The 15569-nt window shown below is 67.9% G+C and carries 11 protein-coding genes; 4 read left to right on the top strand and 7 right to left on the bottom strand.

Features of this window, described 5'->3' with window-relative positions; translation table 11 throughout:
* Positions 1–40 precede the first annotated feature (40 nt).
* From ACUZUJ_RS15305 to ACUZUJ_RS15295, 3 genes are read right to left on the bottom strand one after another with little or no spacing between them, the layout of a single operon-like run.
* Positions 41–967, bottom strand: a complete 927-nt coding sequence (locus ACUZUJ_RS15305; RefSeq protein ID WP_458220648.1) for an alpha/beta hydrolase — start codon at positions 965–967, stop codon at positions 41–43.
* Entirely contained in the window at positions 957–1850 is an 894-nt protein-coding gene (locus ACUZUJ_RS15300; RefSeq protein WP_458220647.1) for an alpha/beta fold hydrolase, read from the bottom strand. Before ACUZUJ_RS15300 ends, ACUZUJ_RS15305 begins: the two co-directional genes overlap by 11 nt.
* A gap of 21 nt (positions 1851–1871) precedes the next feature.
* Positions 1872–2927, bottom strand: coding sequence for a sugar phosphate isomerase/epimerase family protein (locus ACUZUJ_RS15295; protein WP_458220646.1), 1056 nt, complete (start codon positions 2925–2927; stop codon positions 1872–1874).
* Between the two features lie 101 nt (positions 2928–3028).
* Between ACUZUJ_RS15295 and ACUZUJ_RS15290 the strand changes: the two genes are divergently transcribed.
* Both ACUZUJ_RS15290 and ACUZUJ_RS15285 read left to right on the top strand, forming a co-directional pair.
* On the top strand, positions 3029–3610 hold the full coding sequence (locus ACUZUJ_RS15290) for a TetR/AcrR family transcriptional regulator (RefSeq protein ID WP_458220645.1): 582 nt from the start codon (positions 3029–3031) through the stop codon (positions 3608–3610).
* Positions 3611–3819: 209 nt separating this feature from the next.
* Complete coding sequence (locus tag ACUZUJ_RS15285) at positions 3820–6150, top strand: TonB-dependent receptor (RefSeq protein ID WP_119006549.1); 2331 nt, start codon at positions 3820–3822, stop codon at positions 6148–6150.
* An 88-nt stretch (positions 6151–6238) separates the two neighbouring features.
* Here the strand turns inward: ACUZUJ_RS15285 and ACUZUJ_RS15280 are convergent, their stop codons facing one another.
* On the bottom strand, positions 6239–8311 hold the full coding sequence (locus ACUZUJ_RS15280; protein ID WP_458220644.1) for a DUF4034 domain-containing protein: 2073 nt from the start codon (positions 8309–8311) through the stop codon (positions 6239–6241).
* A gap of 121 nt (positions 8312–8432) precedes the next feature.
* Positions 8433–9512, bottom strand: coding sequence for a ribonuclease D (rnd, locus tag ACUZUJ_RS15275; RefSeq protein WP_014037892.1), 1080 nt, complete (start codon positions 9510–9512; stop codon positions 8433–8435).
* An 84-nt stretch (positions 9513–9596) separates the two neighbouring features.
* On the opposite strand from rnd, the gene ACUZUJ_RS15270 reads away from it, so the two are divergent.
* Positions 9597–11489: a formylglycine-generating enzyme family protein gene (locus ACUZUJ_RS15270; RefSeq protein WP_458220643.1), complete on the top strand. Its 1893-nt coding sequence runs from the start codon at positions 9597–9599 to the stop codon at positions 11487–11489.
* 88 nt (positions 11490–11577) lie between these two features.
* The gene (locus tag ACUZUJ_RS15265; protein ID WP_458220642.1) at positions 11578–12474 is read left to right on the top strand and encodes a M48 family metallopeptidase; all 897 of its coding nucleotides are present in this window, start codon (positions 11578–11580) and stop codon (positions 12472–12474) included.
* Between the two features lie 645 nt (positions 12475–13119).
* On the opposite strand, the gene xseA is transcribed toward ACUZUJ_RS15265, so the two are convergent.
* Complete coding sequence (gene xseA / locus ACUZUJ_RS15260) at positions 13120–14451, bottom strand: exodeoxyribonuclease VII large subunit (protein ID WP_458220746.1); 1332 nt, start codon at positions 14449–14451, stop codon at positions 13120–13122.
* A 43-nt stretch (positions 14452–14494) separates the two neighbouring features.
* Positions 14495–15565, bottom strand: coding sequence for a tRNA epoxyqueuosine(34) reductase QueG (queG, locus tag ACUZUJ_RS15255; RefSeq protein ID WP_101765825.1), 1071 nt, complete (start codon positions 15563–15565; stop codon positions 14495–14497).
* Positions 15566–15569: the final 4 nt, after the last annotated feature.

Raw genomic sequence — 15569 nt, 5'->3', positions numbered from 1 at the left:
GGCGGCGGCAGGCGTGCATCTGCCGCCGTCCCCAGCCGGTTCAGGCCAGGGCCTGGCGCAGCAGGGCGCCGGCGCGCTGTACCGCCATGCCGGTGGAAGTGGCCACTCCCTGCAGGTGGATGCAGGCGTGGATCATTCCGGACAGCCGCTCCAGCGTGCAGTCGACACCCGCAGCCTGCAGGCGGTGCGCGTACCGCTCGGCCTCGTCGCGCAGCGGATCGTACTCGCAGCTGAGGATGGTGGCTGGCGCCAGCGCCTGCAGGTTGGTTGCGTGGGCGGGCGAGGCCAGTGCCGGCGGCTGATCCCGACCACCCAGATAGGCCTGCCAGCAGCGCTGCATCAGTTCGGCGCTGAGATAGTAGCCAGTGGCGTAGTCGCGGTAGGAATCGCTGCCCATGCCGGCATCCAGTGCCGGGTACAGCAGCAGCTGGTGGCGCGGCTGCGGCAGGCCCCGTTCGCGCAGCAGCAGGCAGCAGGCGGCGGCGAGATTGCCACCGGCGCTGTCGCCACCGATTGCCAGGCGCTGTGGGTCCAGGTCGAGGCGATCCGCATTGGCCTGCAACCACTGCCAGGCGTCGGCGACGTCATGCAGTGGAACCGGGAACGGGTGTTCCGGCGCCAGCCGGTAGCCCACGGCGACAATCACGCAGCCACTGGCATTGGCCAGCGCACGGCAGGGGCCGTCATACACCGCCAGCGAGCACTGGAACCACCCGCCACCGTGGGCGAACAGCAGGGCCGGCGCTCGTTCGTCGGGCAATCCTTCCGGTGTGTAAAGGCGGATGTCCAGCGCCTGCCCGTCGCCTGCGATCACCGTGTGTTCGATCACATGTGCAACCGGCTGCGGCGCACCCTGCAACTGTGGCAGCGCGCTCTCGCTGATCGCCCGCAGTTCGCGCAGGTCCTCCGGCAGCGGATGGGCCGCGACGGCGTCGACGAACTGCTGCAGCGCAGGTTCAAGCTGCATGGCGGACCTCCCGGAGGAACGGCAGCAGCTGCGCGAGGAACGCCTGCGGCGCTTCTTCCATGATGAAGTGGCCGCAACCCGGCACGATGCTGCCGCGGACATCATCGGCATGCGGCTGCAGGGTCAGCATCGGCGCATCGCCGGTGGCGTGCTCGGCGCCGATCGCCAGCACCGGCATCGGCAGCCGGCGCTGCGCGCGCAGCTTGTTCTGGCGGATCGTTTCCGGAATCGCACGGTACCAGGCGAAGCCCGCCCTCAGCGCACCGGGGCGGCTGTAGGCGGCGATGTAGGTATCGGCGGCCACTGCATCGCGTCGGTATGACCAGCGGTCGAACATGAATTCCAGGTAGGCGCGTTCGCGGCCACTGATCAGTGCCTCAGGCAGATCGGCCACCTGGTTGAACATGAAGTGCCAGAGGAAGATGTTGTCGGCCGGTGCAGCAAAGATGCCGGGTTCCGGCGCCAGGCCGGGAATCACTGCTTCGGTGACGGCCAGCTGGCGCACCGCCTGCGGCTGGTCGCTGGCCAGTGCATAGGCGATCCACATGCCGATGTCATGGCCGACCACCTGGTAGCGGTCGTGGCCCAGCGCCAGCATGGTCCGGTGCAGCACGGCGGCGGCGCTGCCGGTGTCGTAGCCGTGGGCGGGGCGATCGGATTCGCCGATGCCCGGCGGATCCACGGCAATCGCTTCGAAGCCGGCCTCGGCCAGGGCGTGCAGCACGTGGCGCCAGGCGTACCAGGTCTGCGGCCAGCCGGGAATCAGCAGTACGGGTTCACCGTGGCCCGCGGACACGCAATGCACGCGCTGGCCATCGATGCGCAGGTAGTGGTGGCGCAGCGAAGCGTCGCCGGCAGCGCCAGCGGAAAGTGAAGTGGTCATGGAGGAATGCTCCGTTGGGGCTCAGGCGATGCCGAGCATCTGCTGCATCTGTGCGGTGCTGATGGGAGCACCGGCGAAGTCGTCGAAAATCTTGTCGGTGACCGGGATGATGTGGTCGCGGATGAACGCGGCACCTTCGCGCGCGCCGGCTTCCTGGTCCTTCAGGCAGCACTCCCATTCCAGCGTCGCCCAGCCCTGGTAGTCGTACTGGGCCAGCTTGGAGAAGATCGACTTGAAGTCGACCTGGCCGTCGCCCAGCGAGCGGAAGCGGCCGGCGCGCTCGGTCCAGTCGGCATACCCGCCATAGATGCCTTGGCGGCCGCTGGGGCGGAACTCCGCGTCCTTGACGTGGAACATGCGGATCAGCGGATGGTAGATGTCCAGGTACTCCAGGTAGTCCAGCTGCTGCAGCACGAAGTGGCTGGGATCGAACAGGATGCGGCATCGTTCGTGCTGGCCGACGCGCTCGAAGAAGCGCTCGAAGCTGGTGCCGTCATGCAGGTCTTCGCTGGGATGGATCTCGTAGCAGAGGTTGATGCCGTTGTCCTCGCAGGTATCGAGGATGGGCCGCCAGCGCCGTGCCAGTTCATCGAAGGCCGCATCGATCAGGCCCGGTGGGCGCTGCGGGAACGGGAACAGGTAAGGCCACGCGAACGAGCCAGAGAACGTGCCCATGTCGTGCAGGCCGAGACGGCGTGACGCGCGGGCGGCCAGGTGCAGCTGCTGCTGCGCCCATTCGCTGCGGGCCTTCGGATTGCCGCGCAGTGCTTCCGGGGCGAAGCCATCGCAGAGTTCGTCGTAGGCCGGATGCACGGCCACCAGCTGGCCGAGGATGTGGGTGGTCAGTTCGCTGACCTGCAGGCCGTGCTCGGCCAGTGTGCCGCGGAGGTCGTCGCAGTAGTCCTGACTGTCGGCGGCGGTGGCCAGGTCGAACAGGCGTGCATCCCATGCGGGAATCTGCAGGGCCTTGAAGCCATGGCCGGCGGCCCACGCGGCGATGCCGGCGAGGCTGTTGAACGGCGCCTGGTCGCCGGCGAACTGCGCGAGGTGCAGGCTGGGGCCCTTGAGGGTCTGCATGTGTTTCTCCACTTGTTTGTCGGTCGACAAAGAATAGGCGCGACCCTCGTGGTGGTCAACACCCGCGTTACACTGCGCGTCTCACTGGAGCAGGCAGGCAGATGGCAGGGCGACCGCGCGAATTCGACAGGGACCAGGCATTGCGCAAGGCAATGCTGCTGTTCTGGCAGCACGGATATGAAGGCACGTCGATGTCGGCACTGGTCGAAGCACTGGGCATCGCCTCTGCACGCATCTACGCCGCGTTCGGCAGCAAGGAGCAGTTGTTCCGCGAAGCCGTTGCGCTGTACGAGGAAGGCGAAGGCGGCTTCGCGCCGCGCGCGCTGGAGCAGGCCACGCTGCGCGAGGCGATCGGGTCGATGCTGCGTGACGCGGTGCTGACCTACACCCGGCGCGGGCGCCCGCACGGTTGCCTGGTGGTGTCCTCGGCCAGCAGCGTCTCGCCCGACGGCGAGGGCGTTCGGGGCTGGCTGGCCAGCCATCGTCGCCAGCGCACGGCGGCGATCATCGCGCGCCTGCAGCAGGCGCAGGCCCAGGGTGAGCTGGCCGACGACGCGGCGGTGCAGGCGCTGGGCGATCACTTCGCCACGCTGCTGCACGGCATTTCGGTACAGGCCCGCGATGGCATCAGCCGTGAGCGGCTGCTGGCGATGGTCGATATCGCGCTGACCCCGTTGCCCTGAGATCCGGGGTCAGATCCGTTTCCCCTTGGGAAACGGATCTGACCCCCAGGCGATGCTGGCTGACTGTGCCGAAACCGCCTGTTTCACCGGGCGTGGGCGCCGCGCAACGAAATCGTAACAATTTGGGGGATAATGGCCGCTTGCGCAGTATTCCTCCTATTTGCCGCCCGGCTCGCGCAGGCCGCACGGACGCCTCCTCAGAGCATTCCATGCCCTCCCATTCCGATTCCCGCCGCCTGTCGGGTATGTCGTCTTCCTTCGTTTCCTTCCGCCGCCACCCGCTGGCCCTGGCCTGTGCTGGCCTGGCCCTGGTCGGCAGCTTCGGCGCCGCCGCGCAGGACAGCGCGCCGACCCCGACCGGGCTGGACACCATCACCGTGACCGCCGAGCACCGCGAGCAGAACCTGCAGGAAGTGCCGGTCTCGGTCGGCGTGGTGCAGGGCGAGCGCATGCGCGACTTCACCGCCGGCGGCGACGACACCCTGCTGGCGCTGTCCGGCCGCGTGCCGAGCCTGTATGCGGAAACCACCACCGGCCGCATCTTCCCGCGCTTCTACATCCGCGGCCTGGGCAACATCGATTTCTACCTGGGTGCCTCGCAGCCAGTGTCGATCATCCAGGACGACGTGGTGCTGGAACACGTGGTACTGAAGTCCAACCCGGTCTATGACGTGGACCAGGTGGAAGTGCTGCGCGGCCCGCAGGGCTCGCTGTTCGGCCGCAACACCACCGCCGGCATCATCAAGTTCGACACCCTGAAGCCGACCCAGGACTACACCGGCCGCGTCAGCGCCAGCTACGCGACCTACAACAGCGTGTCGATCGACGGCGGCTTCGGTGGCCCGATCAACGACATCGCCTCGTTCCGCGTGTCGGCCCTGTACCAGCACCGCGACGACTACGTCGACAACACCTACAAGGGCCCGAGTGCTGACGGCACCGTCAGCCCGAAGAAGAACGCCATGGGCGGCTTCGATGACCGCAACGTGCGCGCGCAGCTGCTGCTGACCCCGAGCGACCAGTTCTCTATCCTGGCCTCGGCCCATGCCCGTGACTACGAAGGCACCTCGACCCTGTTCCTGCGCGGTGCGCTGACCAAGGGCTCGAACAAGACCGACGTGCCGCGCGACAAGGTCGCCTACGACGAAGCCGACAACAACCCGCAGGCCTACAAGACCTACGGCGGTTCGGTGAAGGCGCGCTACGACTTCGGCGCGATCGACTTCACCTCGATCACCGCCTACGAAACCACCTCCGGCTACAGCCGTGGCGACACCGACGGCGGGGCTGCGGTGAACTTCCCAGTGAATGGCGTGCCGAATGGCTACGGCCAGTCGATGGGCCGCATCCGTGATCTGGACCAGTGGACCCAGGAGTTCCGCCTGGCCAGCCATGACGACAGCGCCCTGCAGTGGCAGGCCGGTGCGTTCTACTTCAACGGCAGCGACACCACCGACTTCTACCAGCGCGCCTGGTTCCTGCAGGGCGCGGCCCGCAACCCGAACAACTGGGTGCGCCTGCGCAACAAGAACACCTCGTGGGCCGGTTTCGGCCAGCTGAGCTACGCCTTCACCGACAAGTTCACCGTCACCGCCGGCCTGCGCCAGACCAAGGACGAGAAGCACACCCGCCTGCTGAAGACGGCTGACACTGCCGCTGGCGTGGTCACCTACAAGGGCCGCACCGACGTCAAGATGTCCGACACCACCCCGAGCTGGGATCTGAGCGCGATGTATCAGATCACGCCGGACGTGAGCGTCTACGCCAAGGTCGCACGCGGCTTCCGCGGCCCGACCATCCAGGGCCGTTCGGCGGTGTTCAATGCCGACTTCACCACCGCTGATTCCGAGACCATCCTGTCCTGGGAAGCGGGCGTGAAGAGCAGCCTGTGGGACAACCGCCTGCGCCTGAACGCCACCGCGTTCACCTACACCGTCAACGACATCCAGCTCAACGGCAACGATTCGGACGGCAATGGCGTGCTGTTCAACGCTGACAAGGCCAAGGCCTACGGTTTCGAAGCAGACATGGAACTGCGCCCGATCCCGAACCTGACCCTGAGCGCCGGCCTGAGCCTGCTGCACAGCGAGATCAAGGACAAGCGCGTGTATGCGCAGGTCTGCGGCCTCAACGGCCAGGTGGTGTGCACCGTGAATGACCCGACCATCAAGGTCGGTGCCAACACCTTCGCCCAGATCGACGGCAACCCGCTGCCGAACGCGCCGAAGTACAACGTCAACCTGGCGGCCCGCTACGACTTCCCGGTCAGCGACGCCGGCACCATGTTCGTCTCCACCGACTGGAACAAGCAGGGTTACACCAGCTTCGTGCTGTACGACAGCAAGGAGTTCAACTCCAAGGGTGACTTCGAGGGCGGCCTGAAGATCGGCTACTCGGGCAACTACGGTGCCTACGAAGTGGCGCTGTTCGCGCGCAACATCACCAACGAGAAGAACCTCAAGGGTGTGATCGAGAACTACATGGCCGCGGTCTACAACGAGCCGCGCACCGTCGGTGTCTCGCTGAACATGAACTGGTAATGCGCTGTCGCGGTGGCGGGTCGTCCCGCCATCGCGCTGCTGGAATGCAAAGGGCGGCCCGGATTAACGGGCCGCCCTTTTCGTTGCTTCAGACCGCGGTGAGGTCGCTATCCTGGCTGCGCTGGCCGAAGGTCAGGGCCCAGGTCGCACTGTCCACCTGCTGGCGGTCCTGTTCCTGCTGCTTGCGTGCGCGACTGGCACCGAACCAGCGACCCTCGCCGTTGATCAGCGGCGCCATGCGCACCACGTCCACGTACTCCGGATCGATCTCGCTGGCACGCTGCAGCCAGGTCAGGGCGAGGAATGCATTGGCCGGCACGCCGTTGCCGGCGTGGTAGATGTCGGCCAGGTAGCCGGCGGCCCACACCTTGTCGTCGTCATCGCCGCGCCACCACAGTGGGATCAACGCGCGCTCGACCGCTTCGCGCTTGTGCGCATCGTTCTGGCCATCCAGTGCCAGGCAGGCCAGGTTGCGGCAGGTCGGACCCCATACGCGTTCACCGGCCTCGGCTTCATCCAGGCAGCGCAGGTACAGCTCGCGCGCACGTGCTTCATTCTCTGCGCCACCGGCAGCGACCAGGCGTACGCCGAGGTTGTAGGTGGCGATCAGGTCGCCGCCCTCCACCGCACGCTCCTGCCAGTACGCGGCCTTCCCTGCATCAACGAACTGCGGCTGGTCACGGCCACCGAGGCGGCCCTTGTACAGGTCGCACAGTGCGGACATTGCGCCTGCATCGCCCGCTTCAGCCATGCGCTGCAGCAGCGACAGGCCGGCAGCCTGCGAGACATCACAGAACAGGTTGGCCGCGAAGGTGACCGCAGAGGTGTTGTCCTGCTGCGCAAGCTTCAATGCGCGCTGCAGCAAGGGCGCAGCGCGTACCGGATCGGCTTTCTGGCCAAGCAGCCCATGCTCGATGGCCGTCGCGGCCCAGAGCAGGCCGATCGCCGAATCGCCCTCGCGCGCGGCGTAGTCCACCACCTGGGCGAACAGCGCTTCGGCACCATCGACGTGGGCAAACCAGGTGCAGGCTTCGAGATTGCTGAGGCCTTCGTGCAGGACCATGTCGCGGTCCAGTGCCCAGGCCTGCTGCAGGTCCTCGAACACCGCCTGCATGTGCTGCGCATCCCACTGCACGTCGTCTTCGGCCTCTTCGATGCGGCCGAGCCGATAGCGCAGCCCGGCACGCTGGGTCAGCACCTCCGCGCGCAGGTTGCGGTCCAGGTGCCAGTCGAGAATCTGTGCGTATGCGCGCTCCTGCGCGGCTACGGTTTCGCTGTCATCGCGCTGTGGCGACTCGGCCAGCCAGTCCTGTGCCTTGCGCCAGCGCAGTGCATTGCTCTGCGCCAGATCGAGGCCGCGGCACCAGCTGCCTTCGATGAAGTCTTCCATTGCCTCGTGGCTGCCGCCCCAGCGCGGGTACAGGAAGTACAGGGTGTCTTCCAGCGTGCTCAGGTCGTCGGGGCGCTGTTCCAGCACCAGGCGCATCCAGTACGCCAGCGGCGCATCGAAGTCGTCCTGGCTGCGGCCGCGCAGCAGCGGTGGCAGGCTGTCGGGCAGTTCCTGCAGCGGTGCACCGAAGCGCGACAGAAGCTGCAGTGCCTGCGGCCACGCCTGCGGATAGTGTTCAGCCAATGCGGCCTCGTCGGACTGCGCTGGCTGCCCGGCCTGCAGCGCGAGCAGCCAGTTCGGCTCGCGCAGGTAGCTGGTGATGCGCTTGATGCCATCCAGCGCCAGTGCCGGCCGCGACGACAGCGGGATCGCCTGCAGGTAGGCGTACACGGCGTGGTCGCTGGCCAGCTGCGCGGCCAGCCATTGGCTGTCCTCCACCAGCGCGGCCACGTCGGCGCTGCGCAGTTCGCTGGCAGCGTCCTGCCAGCACGCACCCAGGCGCAGCCAGGCGTAGTAGCTGTGTGGTGCGGCGGCGACCCAGCGCTGTGCCTGCTGCAGGCGCTCATCCAGGGTCAGGGCCTTGTCCTGCACGTTGCGCAGGCGCCAGCGGATGCCGGGCAGCGTCCGCGCCCCGTCCAGCCAGGCTTGCTCGTGGGGCGCCAGCAGTGCATCCAGCGCTGCATGGTTGTGTTCCTGCAGCGCGGTGCGCGCCTGCGTGCGCCAGGCCAGGTCCTCGACGGAGAGACCGTCCTTCGCAATTCCATTTGTCATCTGAAGCCATCCAACAGTAGCGGGGCCGCTATTGGACAGGCCCGCGCCCGTGTCGGCAAGCGTGGCAGATGCTCATTCCGATGCCACGGCGGCCGAGGCAATGCCCCGGCGCCCGGTGATATCAGACCGCCGGCAGCAGCGCCTGCAGCCGCGACTCCAGCTCCTGCTGGCGCCAGCCGGAAAGTGCGGCCGGCCACTGGCGGCGTTCCAGATAGCTTTCCAGATGCTTGCGCGAGGCCAACACGCCGTCCGGCAGGCCCAGTTCGCGGCTGCGCTCGGCGACGGCGTCCTGCAGCTTCTTCAGTGCCTGTTTGTTGCTGTCGTTGGCCGGCAGCGCCAGCGGTGCCTCGGCCTCATCGGCCAGCGGCGTATCCAGCGCCTGCCACACAGCGCCCGCGAGCTTTCGCGGAGCCTTCGGGAACTGTTCGAACAGCTTGCCCAGTGCGGCGGCATCGGCCGGTGGCGTGCGTGCCAGCGTGGCGGCCAGTTCGTTGTCCAGGATCCAGCTGCGCGGGCGGTCGCTGCTGCGCGCCTGCACATCGCGCCAACGCAGCAGGCGCAGCAGGCGGTGCTGTGCGGCGGCATCGAGGAACTGCGCCGAGCGCATCGCCAGGTGCGGCCAACGGTCTTCGTCGTTGGCAACGCTGGCCAGCAGGCGCTCGCCGTCGTCGTGCAGCCACTGCTGGCGGCCCAACGCCTGCAGCCTGGCATCGATGGCGTCGTGCAGCGCGAACAGGTGCTCGACGTCGTCGGCGGCGTACTGCAGCTGCGACTCCGAGAGTGGACGGCGCATCCAGTCCGAGCGGGTTTCGCCCTTGGCCAGTGCCACGCCGGTGATTTCCGCAACCAGCTTCTGGTAGCCCATGCCGCCACCGATGCCGGCCAGCGAGGCGCCGATCTGGGTGTCGAACAGCGGTCGTGGCAGCACGCCGCAGGCCCACTTGAAGGCGACCAGGTCTTCGCTGGCGCTGTGCATCACCTTGATGATCGATTCATCGGCCAGCCAGGGCGCCAGGGCCTCGGTCATGCCGGGAATCAGCGGATCGATCAGCAGGATGTCCTGCCCGACCGCCATCTGCACCAGGGCCAGCTGCGGCCAGAAGGTGCGTTCACGGATGAATTCGGTGTCCAGGCCGATGCGGGCCGGGCGCTGCTGGAAGTATGCATCCAGCTCGGCGGGGGTGGTGATCCAGGTTGCCACGGGTCAGGGCCTACTACTCGGGTTTGCTCAGGCAGGGGAGAATAGCCTAACGTCGGTCCGCATCCGTGCTGAAGGAGATCCTGCTTGCGTTTTCCGCTGTCGTCCGCGCTGTGCACCGCCCTGGCCGTGGCCCTGGCCGGCTGCACGCCTTCGCCCTCGGCGACGCCGGAGCCGGGTCCGGCTGCTGGCGAAGACGCACGGCCGCAGGAAGGTTCGCAGGCGGACGCGACGCCGGAGGCGGGGCAGGGCAGCGTCACCATTGCCGGTGAGGATGCCGCCGAGGATGTGCAGCGGTGGACACCACCGCGGGTCGATCGGCAGGGACGCAGCCTGGCCCAGCTGCGTCGCGCGGCCGAGAAGGCGTTCAGCGAAGGGCACCTGTACGAAGACGCCGACGCGGCGGTTCCGCTGTGGCTGGCGGTGCAGGAGGAAGACCCGGATGACCGGCAGGCCCGCAACGGCCTGCAGCGTGCACGCCAGCGCCTGCAGCAGCAGGCCGATGCCCTGCTGGTCCGGCCGCTGCAGCAGCGCGAGGCGCTGGCCGAGGCCAGCCGCCAGGCGCTGGTATTGCTGACCCTGGCGCCGAAGGATGACAAGGTGCGCGCGCTGCAGGGCCGGGTGGAGCTTGCCCAGCGCGTGGTGGCGTACAACCGGGCCGGCGAGGAAGACCTGCGTTCGGGGCGGATCGGTGAGGACGGTGACGGTGCGATCGGCAACTTCCGTGAAGCGCTGGCCCTGGATGAACACAGCAGCCGGGCACGGCAGGGCCTGGCGGCGGCCGAGAGTGGCCTGATCCGCCGTGCCGAGGACGCAGCGCGGGTGCGTGACTTCGCCAGCGCCGGCACCTGGCTGGCCGAAGCCAGCAAGGTCCGCGACTCGTCACCGACCATTGCCGATGCCTTCGAACGCATCGAACAGATCCGCGCGGCGGCGCTGCTGCAGCTGCGCGACGATGGCCTGCGCGAGCTGGCCACGCCGCAGGGCCTGAAGCCGGCGCGCGAAAAGCTGGCCGAGGCCCTGCGCATCGCCTTGCCCGGGGACGCGGTGGTGGCCCAGTTGCGCGAACGCATCGACCTGGCCACGCATTACGGCAGCTTCCGTCCCGGGCAGGTGTTCAGCGACGCGATGCGCGATGGTGGGCGCGGTCCGCAGATGGTGGTGGTGCCGCATGGCGGCTTCCAGATGGGCGCGGGTGATGCCGAGCCCGGTGCCACCGACGCCGAGCGGCCCTCGCATTACGTGCGCTTCGACCGCGGGTTTGCGATGGCGATCACCGAGGTCACCGTCGGCGATTTCGAGCGCTATGTGAAGTCGACCAATGCGCGGCCGCGGGCAACCCGGCGCGGCCACTCGGTGGTGTATGACGAGCGCAGCGGCAATTTCATCCGCCGCAGCGGTGTGGACTGGCGTTCCGACTACGATGGCGCGCGCGCACTGGGCAATTCGCCGGTGATGCATGTGAGCGTGCGTGATGCCGAAAACTACGCGGCGTGGCTGTCCGAGCAGACAGGACGCAGCTACCGGCTGCCCAGCGAGGCCGAATTCGAATATGCGCTGCGCGCTGGCAGCAGCGGCCGCTATCCATGGGGCGACGCCGGCACGCCGCCGCCCGGCACCGGCAACTTCACCGGCAGCAAGGATGTTTCGCCTTCGGGACGGCACTGGCACAACGCCTTCATCGGCTATGGCGATGGCTGGTGGGGACCGGCACCGGTGGCCAGTTTCCAGGCAAATGCCTTCGGCCTGCACGACATGGCCGGCAATCTCAGTGAATGGGTGGCCGACTGCTGGCATGCCAGCTACCGGCGTGCGCCCTCCGATGGTGTCGCCTGGTTCAACCCGGGCTGCCGGTCACGGGTGATCCGGGGTGGCAACTGGGCCAACGCGCCCGAGCAGACCCGTGCGGCCTGGCGGCAATCGCAGGATTCGGATACCACCAACGCGCGCATCGGCTTCCGCCTGGTGCGCGGCATCTGAGCGGCCCCGGCTTCACCCGCTGCGGGCATCGGCGCACTAAGATTGCGCCGTGCCCGCCAGCCGGCGGGCCCTGCCGGAAGACCGCCTGATGCGCAACGATCCCTTCTCCCGCTCGCCGCAAGGCCCGCAACGGCGCGGCCTGTTCGGCAACATCCGTTGGTGGGTGCTGCTGCTGGCGGCCGGCTATGCGGTGTTCTACTGGTTTTCCAACCGCACGGTCGATCCGTATACCGGCGAGAAGGTGATGATCGACAGCAGCCTGGATGCGCGCCAGGAAACCGCGCTGGGGCTGCAGGCCTACCAGCAGATCCTGTCGCAGGAACGGCCGATGGATCCGAATGCACCGATCGCGCGCGATGTACGCGACATCGCCCAGCGGCTGATTGCCAAGGTCGACGTGGTGGAGACCGCGCTGGCGCAGGAGCACGGCGTGCAGCCGGCGCATTTCGCACGGGATTTCCAGTGGGAAGTGAACGTGATCCCGTCCGAACTGGCCAATGCGTTCTGCCTGCCGGGGGGCAAGATGGCCGTCTACACCGGCCTGGTGCCGGTGGCGCGTACGCGTGATGCGATGGCGGTGGTGATGGGCCACGAGATCGCCCATGCACTGCTGCGCCATGGTGCACAGCGGATGGCGCAGCAGAAGCTGACCCAGATCGGGCAGATGGCCGGCGCCGCCAGCGGCATGGACGCGCAGCAGCAACAGATGATGATGTCGGCGATGGGTTACGGCTACCTGCTGCCCTACGCGCGCAGCCACGAGACGCAGGCGGATGAAGTGGGACTGATGCTGGCCGCAGCGGCGTGCTTCGATCCCCGCGAGGCGGTGCCGCTGTGGCAGCGCATGGGCCAGGCCAGTGGGGGGCAGTCGCCGCCGGAGTTCGCCTCCACCCACCCGAATCCGGGTACCCGCATCCAGAACCTGCAGGCGCTGATGCCGAAGGCGCTCGAGTACCGGCAGAAATTCTGCGAGCAGGCAAAGTAGGGGGTTGTTCGGCAGGGCTTGCAGCCCTGCGCCCGCCGAAGCCAGAGCAACAGCAACAGCAACAGCAACAGCCGAAGCAAAAGCTGGCTATCCGTGGGGTGGCGGGGTGGGTCCGGTTGCGGGAGACGCCGTAAACCCGTCCCTGGGGGCTTGGCCGCGGCATCCATGCCGCGGACACTCCCGCAACCGGACCCACCCCGCCTTCGACAGATTCTCGCGATCTGTCGGAATGGCGTGGGGTCAGATCCGTTCTCCTACGGAAAACGGATCTGACCCCGAATTGATTCGATATTTGACAGAGATTCATCCACGCACGGCGTGGATCTACCGTGTCGACCAAGGTCGACGCCTACCAACAGTCGCCGGAATCTGTCAGAGGTGGGGCGGTGTCGGAGTGCGGGGTGTCAGCCGCATGGGCCCGAGGCATGCCTCGGGCGGGTTGGGCAGGACGCCCAACCCCGGTCTTGCCGTGTGCGCAGGACTGCGCACACGAGCAAGCGGCTGCCAAGCCTACATGGACGTACTTGCGGCGTCCCCGCGCTCCGACACCGCCCCGCCAACCCGCGGAATGCCAGCTTTTGCTGTTGCCGTTGCCTTGGCTTGAGGCCTCTGCAGGTGCAGGGCGCAGCCCTGCCGAACACCCCTTTACTTGACCTGCACGTCGATCACGCCGTCGCCGACGCGGGCCTGCAGGGCGTCACCGGGCTGTACCTGGTCGACCTTCCGCACCAGGGTACCGTCATCGCTGCGGGTCAGGATGCTGTAGCCACGGGCCACGGTCGCCAGCGGGCTGACTGCTTCAAGTGAACGCGCCAGCCCGCGCAGGCGCAGTCCATCGCGTTCCAGCAGACGCTGCATCGCTGCCTGCGGCCGCCCGCGCAGGGCAGCCAGACGACGCTGCATCGCATCGAGCTGGCGCTGCGGATGGTGCCCGCGCAGCACCGCCGCGGCATGGCGCAGGCGCGCGGCACGGCGTTCCTGCTGCTGGTTGAAGGCGGCATGCAGGCGCCGGCCCAGATCCAGCTGGCGTCGGCGCAGCAGGTCCAGCCGTGCCTGCGGGCTCTGGGCGTTCAGGCGCAGCAGGGCGCGGTCGGCGCGCTGCATGGCCTGCTGCGTCGCATGTCGTTGCAGCTGCACCATGCGCGCGGCCGTGCGGCGCAGGCGCAGCGCCAGTTCGCGCTGGTCGGGTACCAGCAGTTCAGCGGCCACCGACGGCGTCGGCGCGCGCAGGTCGGCGGCGAAGTCGCTGAGGCTGAAGTCGGTTTCGTGGCCGACCGCCGAAACCACCGGGGTGCGGCTGGCGGCGATCGCACGGGCCAGGGCTTCGTCATTGAACGCCCACAGGTCCTCCAATGAACCGCCACCGCGGGTCAGCAGGATCACGTCGTAGCGGCCACTGGCATCGGCCGCCTGCAGCAGGCGGGTGATCTGCGCGGCGGCGGCGTTGCCCTGTACCAGAGTCGGCAGCAGGTCCACTTCCAGCAGCGGGAAGCGGCGGCCGAGCACGCTCAGCACATCGCGCACGGCGGCGCCGGTCGGCGAGGTGATCACTGCCAGCCGCTGAACGTGCGCTGGCAGTGGCCGTTTGCGCGCCGGGTCGAACAGGCCCTCGGCCTCCAGCCGTGCCTTCAGTTCCTCGAAGGCACGGCGCAGTGCGCCTTCGCCGGCTTCCTCCATGTGGTCCAGCACCATCTGGTACTCGCCACGGGCGTCGTACAGGGTCACCTTGCCGCGTACCAGCACGCGCATGCCTTCGCGCGGCACGAATTTCAGGTACTGCGCCTTCATCCGGAACATGGCCGCACGCAGCTGCGCGCGCGCATCCTTCAGGGTGAAGTAGAGGTGCCCGGAAGCTGGGCGCGCCACGCTGCCCAGCTCGGCCTCGACCCAGATCGCCGGGAAGCTGCCTTCCAGCAGGTCGCGGGCCAGGGTATTGAGCTGGCTGGGGGTCAGGATGTCGTTGTTGCGTGGTTGCATGGAACAGCGTGCGGCGGGCGGAACGGGAGCTCAGGATCGCACGTCAGCGCGCCGTGTGCTGGCCCAGCGCCCATTGCACGTGTTCACGCACCAGCGGCGAGGGATCGTCGACGCGGCTGTGCAGGGCGGCCAGTGCTTCGGCCGAGGACGGTGCATTGCCCAGCGCCACGGCGATGTTGCGCAGCCAGCGCTCATGCCCGCTGCGGCGGATCGGGCTGCCCTCGGTGCGGCGCAGGAATTCGGCCTCGTCCCAGGCGAACAGCTGGTCCAGGCGCGCCGTATCCAGATTGTTGCGGGCGCGGAAATCGGCTTCGTCGGTGCGCTTGGCGAATTTGTTCCAGGGGCAGACCAGCTGGCAGTCGTCGCAGCCGTAGATGCGGTTGCCCATCAGTGGCCGCATGTCTTCGGGAATGGCGCCGTCGTGCTCGATGGTCAGGTAGGAAATGCAGCGCCGCGCATCCAGCCGCTGCGGGCCGATGATGGCCTGGGTCGGGCAGACATCGATGCAGCGCGTGCAGGTGCCGCAGTGCGCCGTGGCTGGCGTATCGATCGGCAGCGGGATATCGATGTAGATCTCGCCGATGAAGAACCAGGAACCACCATGGCGGTCGATCAGGCAGGTGTGCTTGCCGATCCATCCGAGGCCGGCATTGCGTGCCAGTGCACGTTCCAGCACGGGGGCGGAATCGACGAACACGCGATAGCCCAGCGGTGCCACTTCATCATTGATCTGCGTGGCCAGCTTCTGCAGGCGGTTGCGCATCAGCTTGTGATAGTCGCGGCCCAACGCGTAGCGGGCCACGTAAGCGCGGCCCGGATCGGCCAGGGTCGCCCAGGCTTCGGTATCGTCCTTGTGACTGTAGTCCATGCCCACTGAAATCACGCGCACGGTGCCGGGCAGCAGCTCGGCCGGGCGCGCGCGCAGCGTGCCGTGGCGCGCCATCCAGTCCATCGTGCCGTACAGGCCCTGGCCCAGCCAGTCGGCCAGGTGCGCTTCATCCTCGCCCAGTTCGATACCGGCGATGCCGCAGCGCTGGAAGCCATGCGCACGCGCCAGTTCGCGGATGCGCTGCACGGCCTGGGCCGGATCGACAGGGGTGAGGGCGGGGGACATGTGC

The organism is Stenotrophomonas sp. S4 (assembly GCF_054187805.2).
The sequence above is the reverse complement of the archived record's forward strand: the minus strand, read 5'-3'. Positions and strand labels throughout refer to the sequence as shown.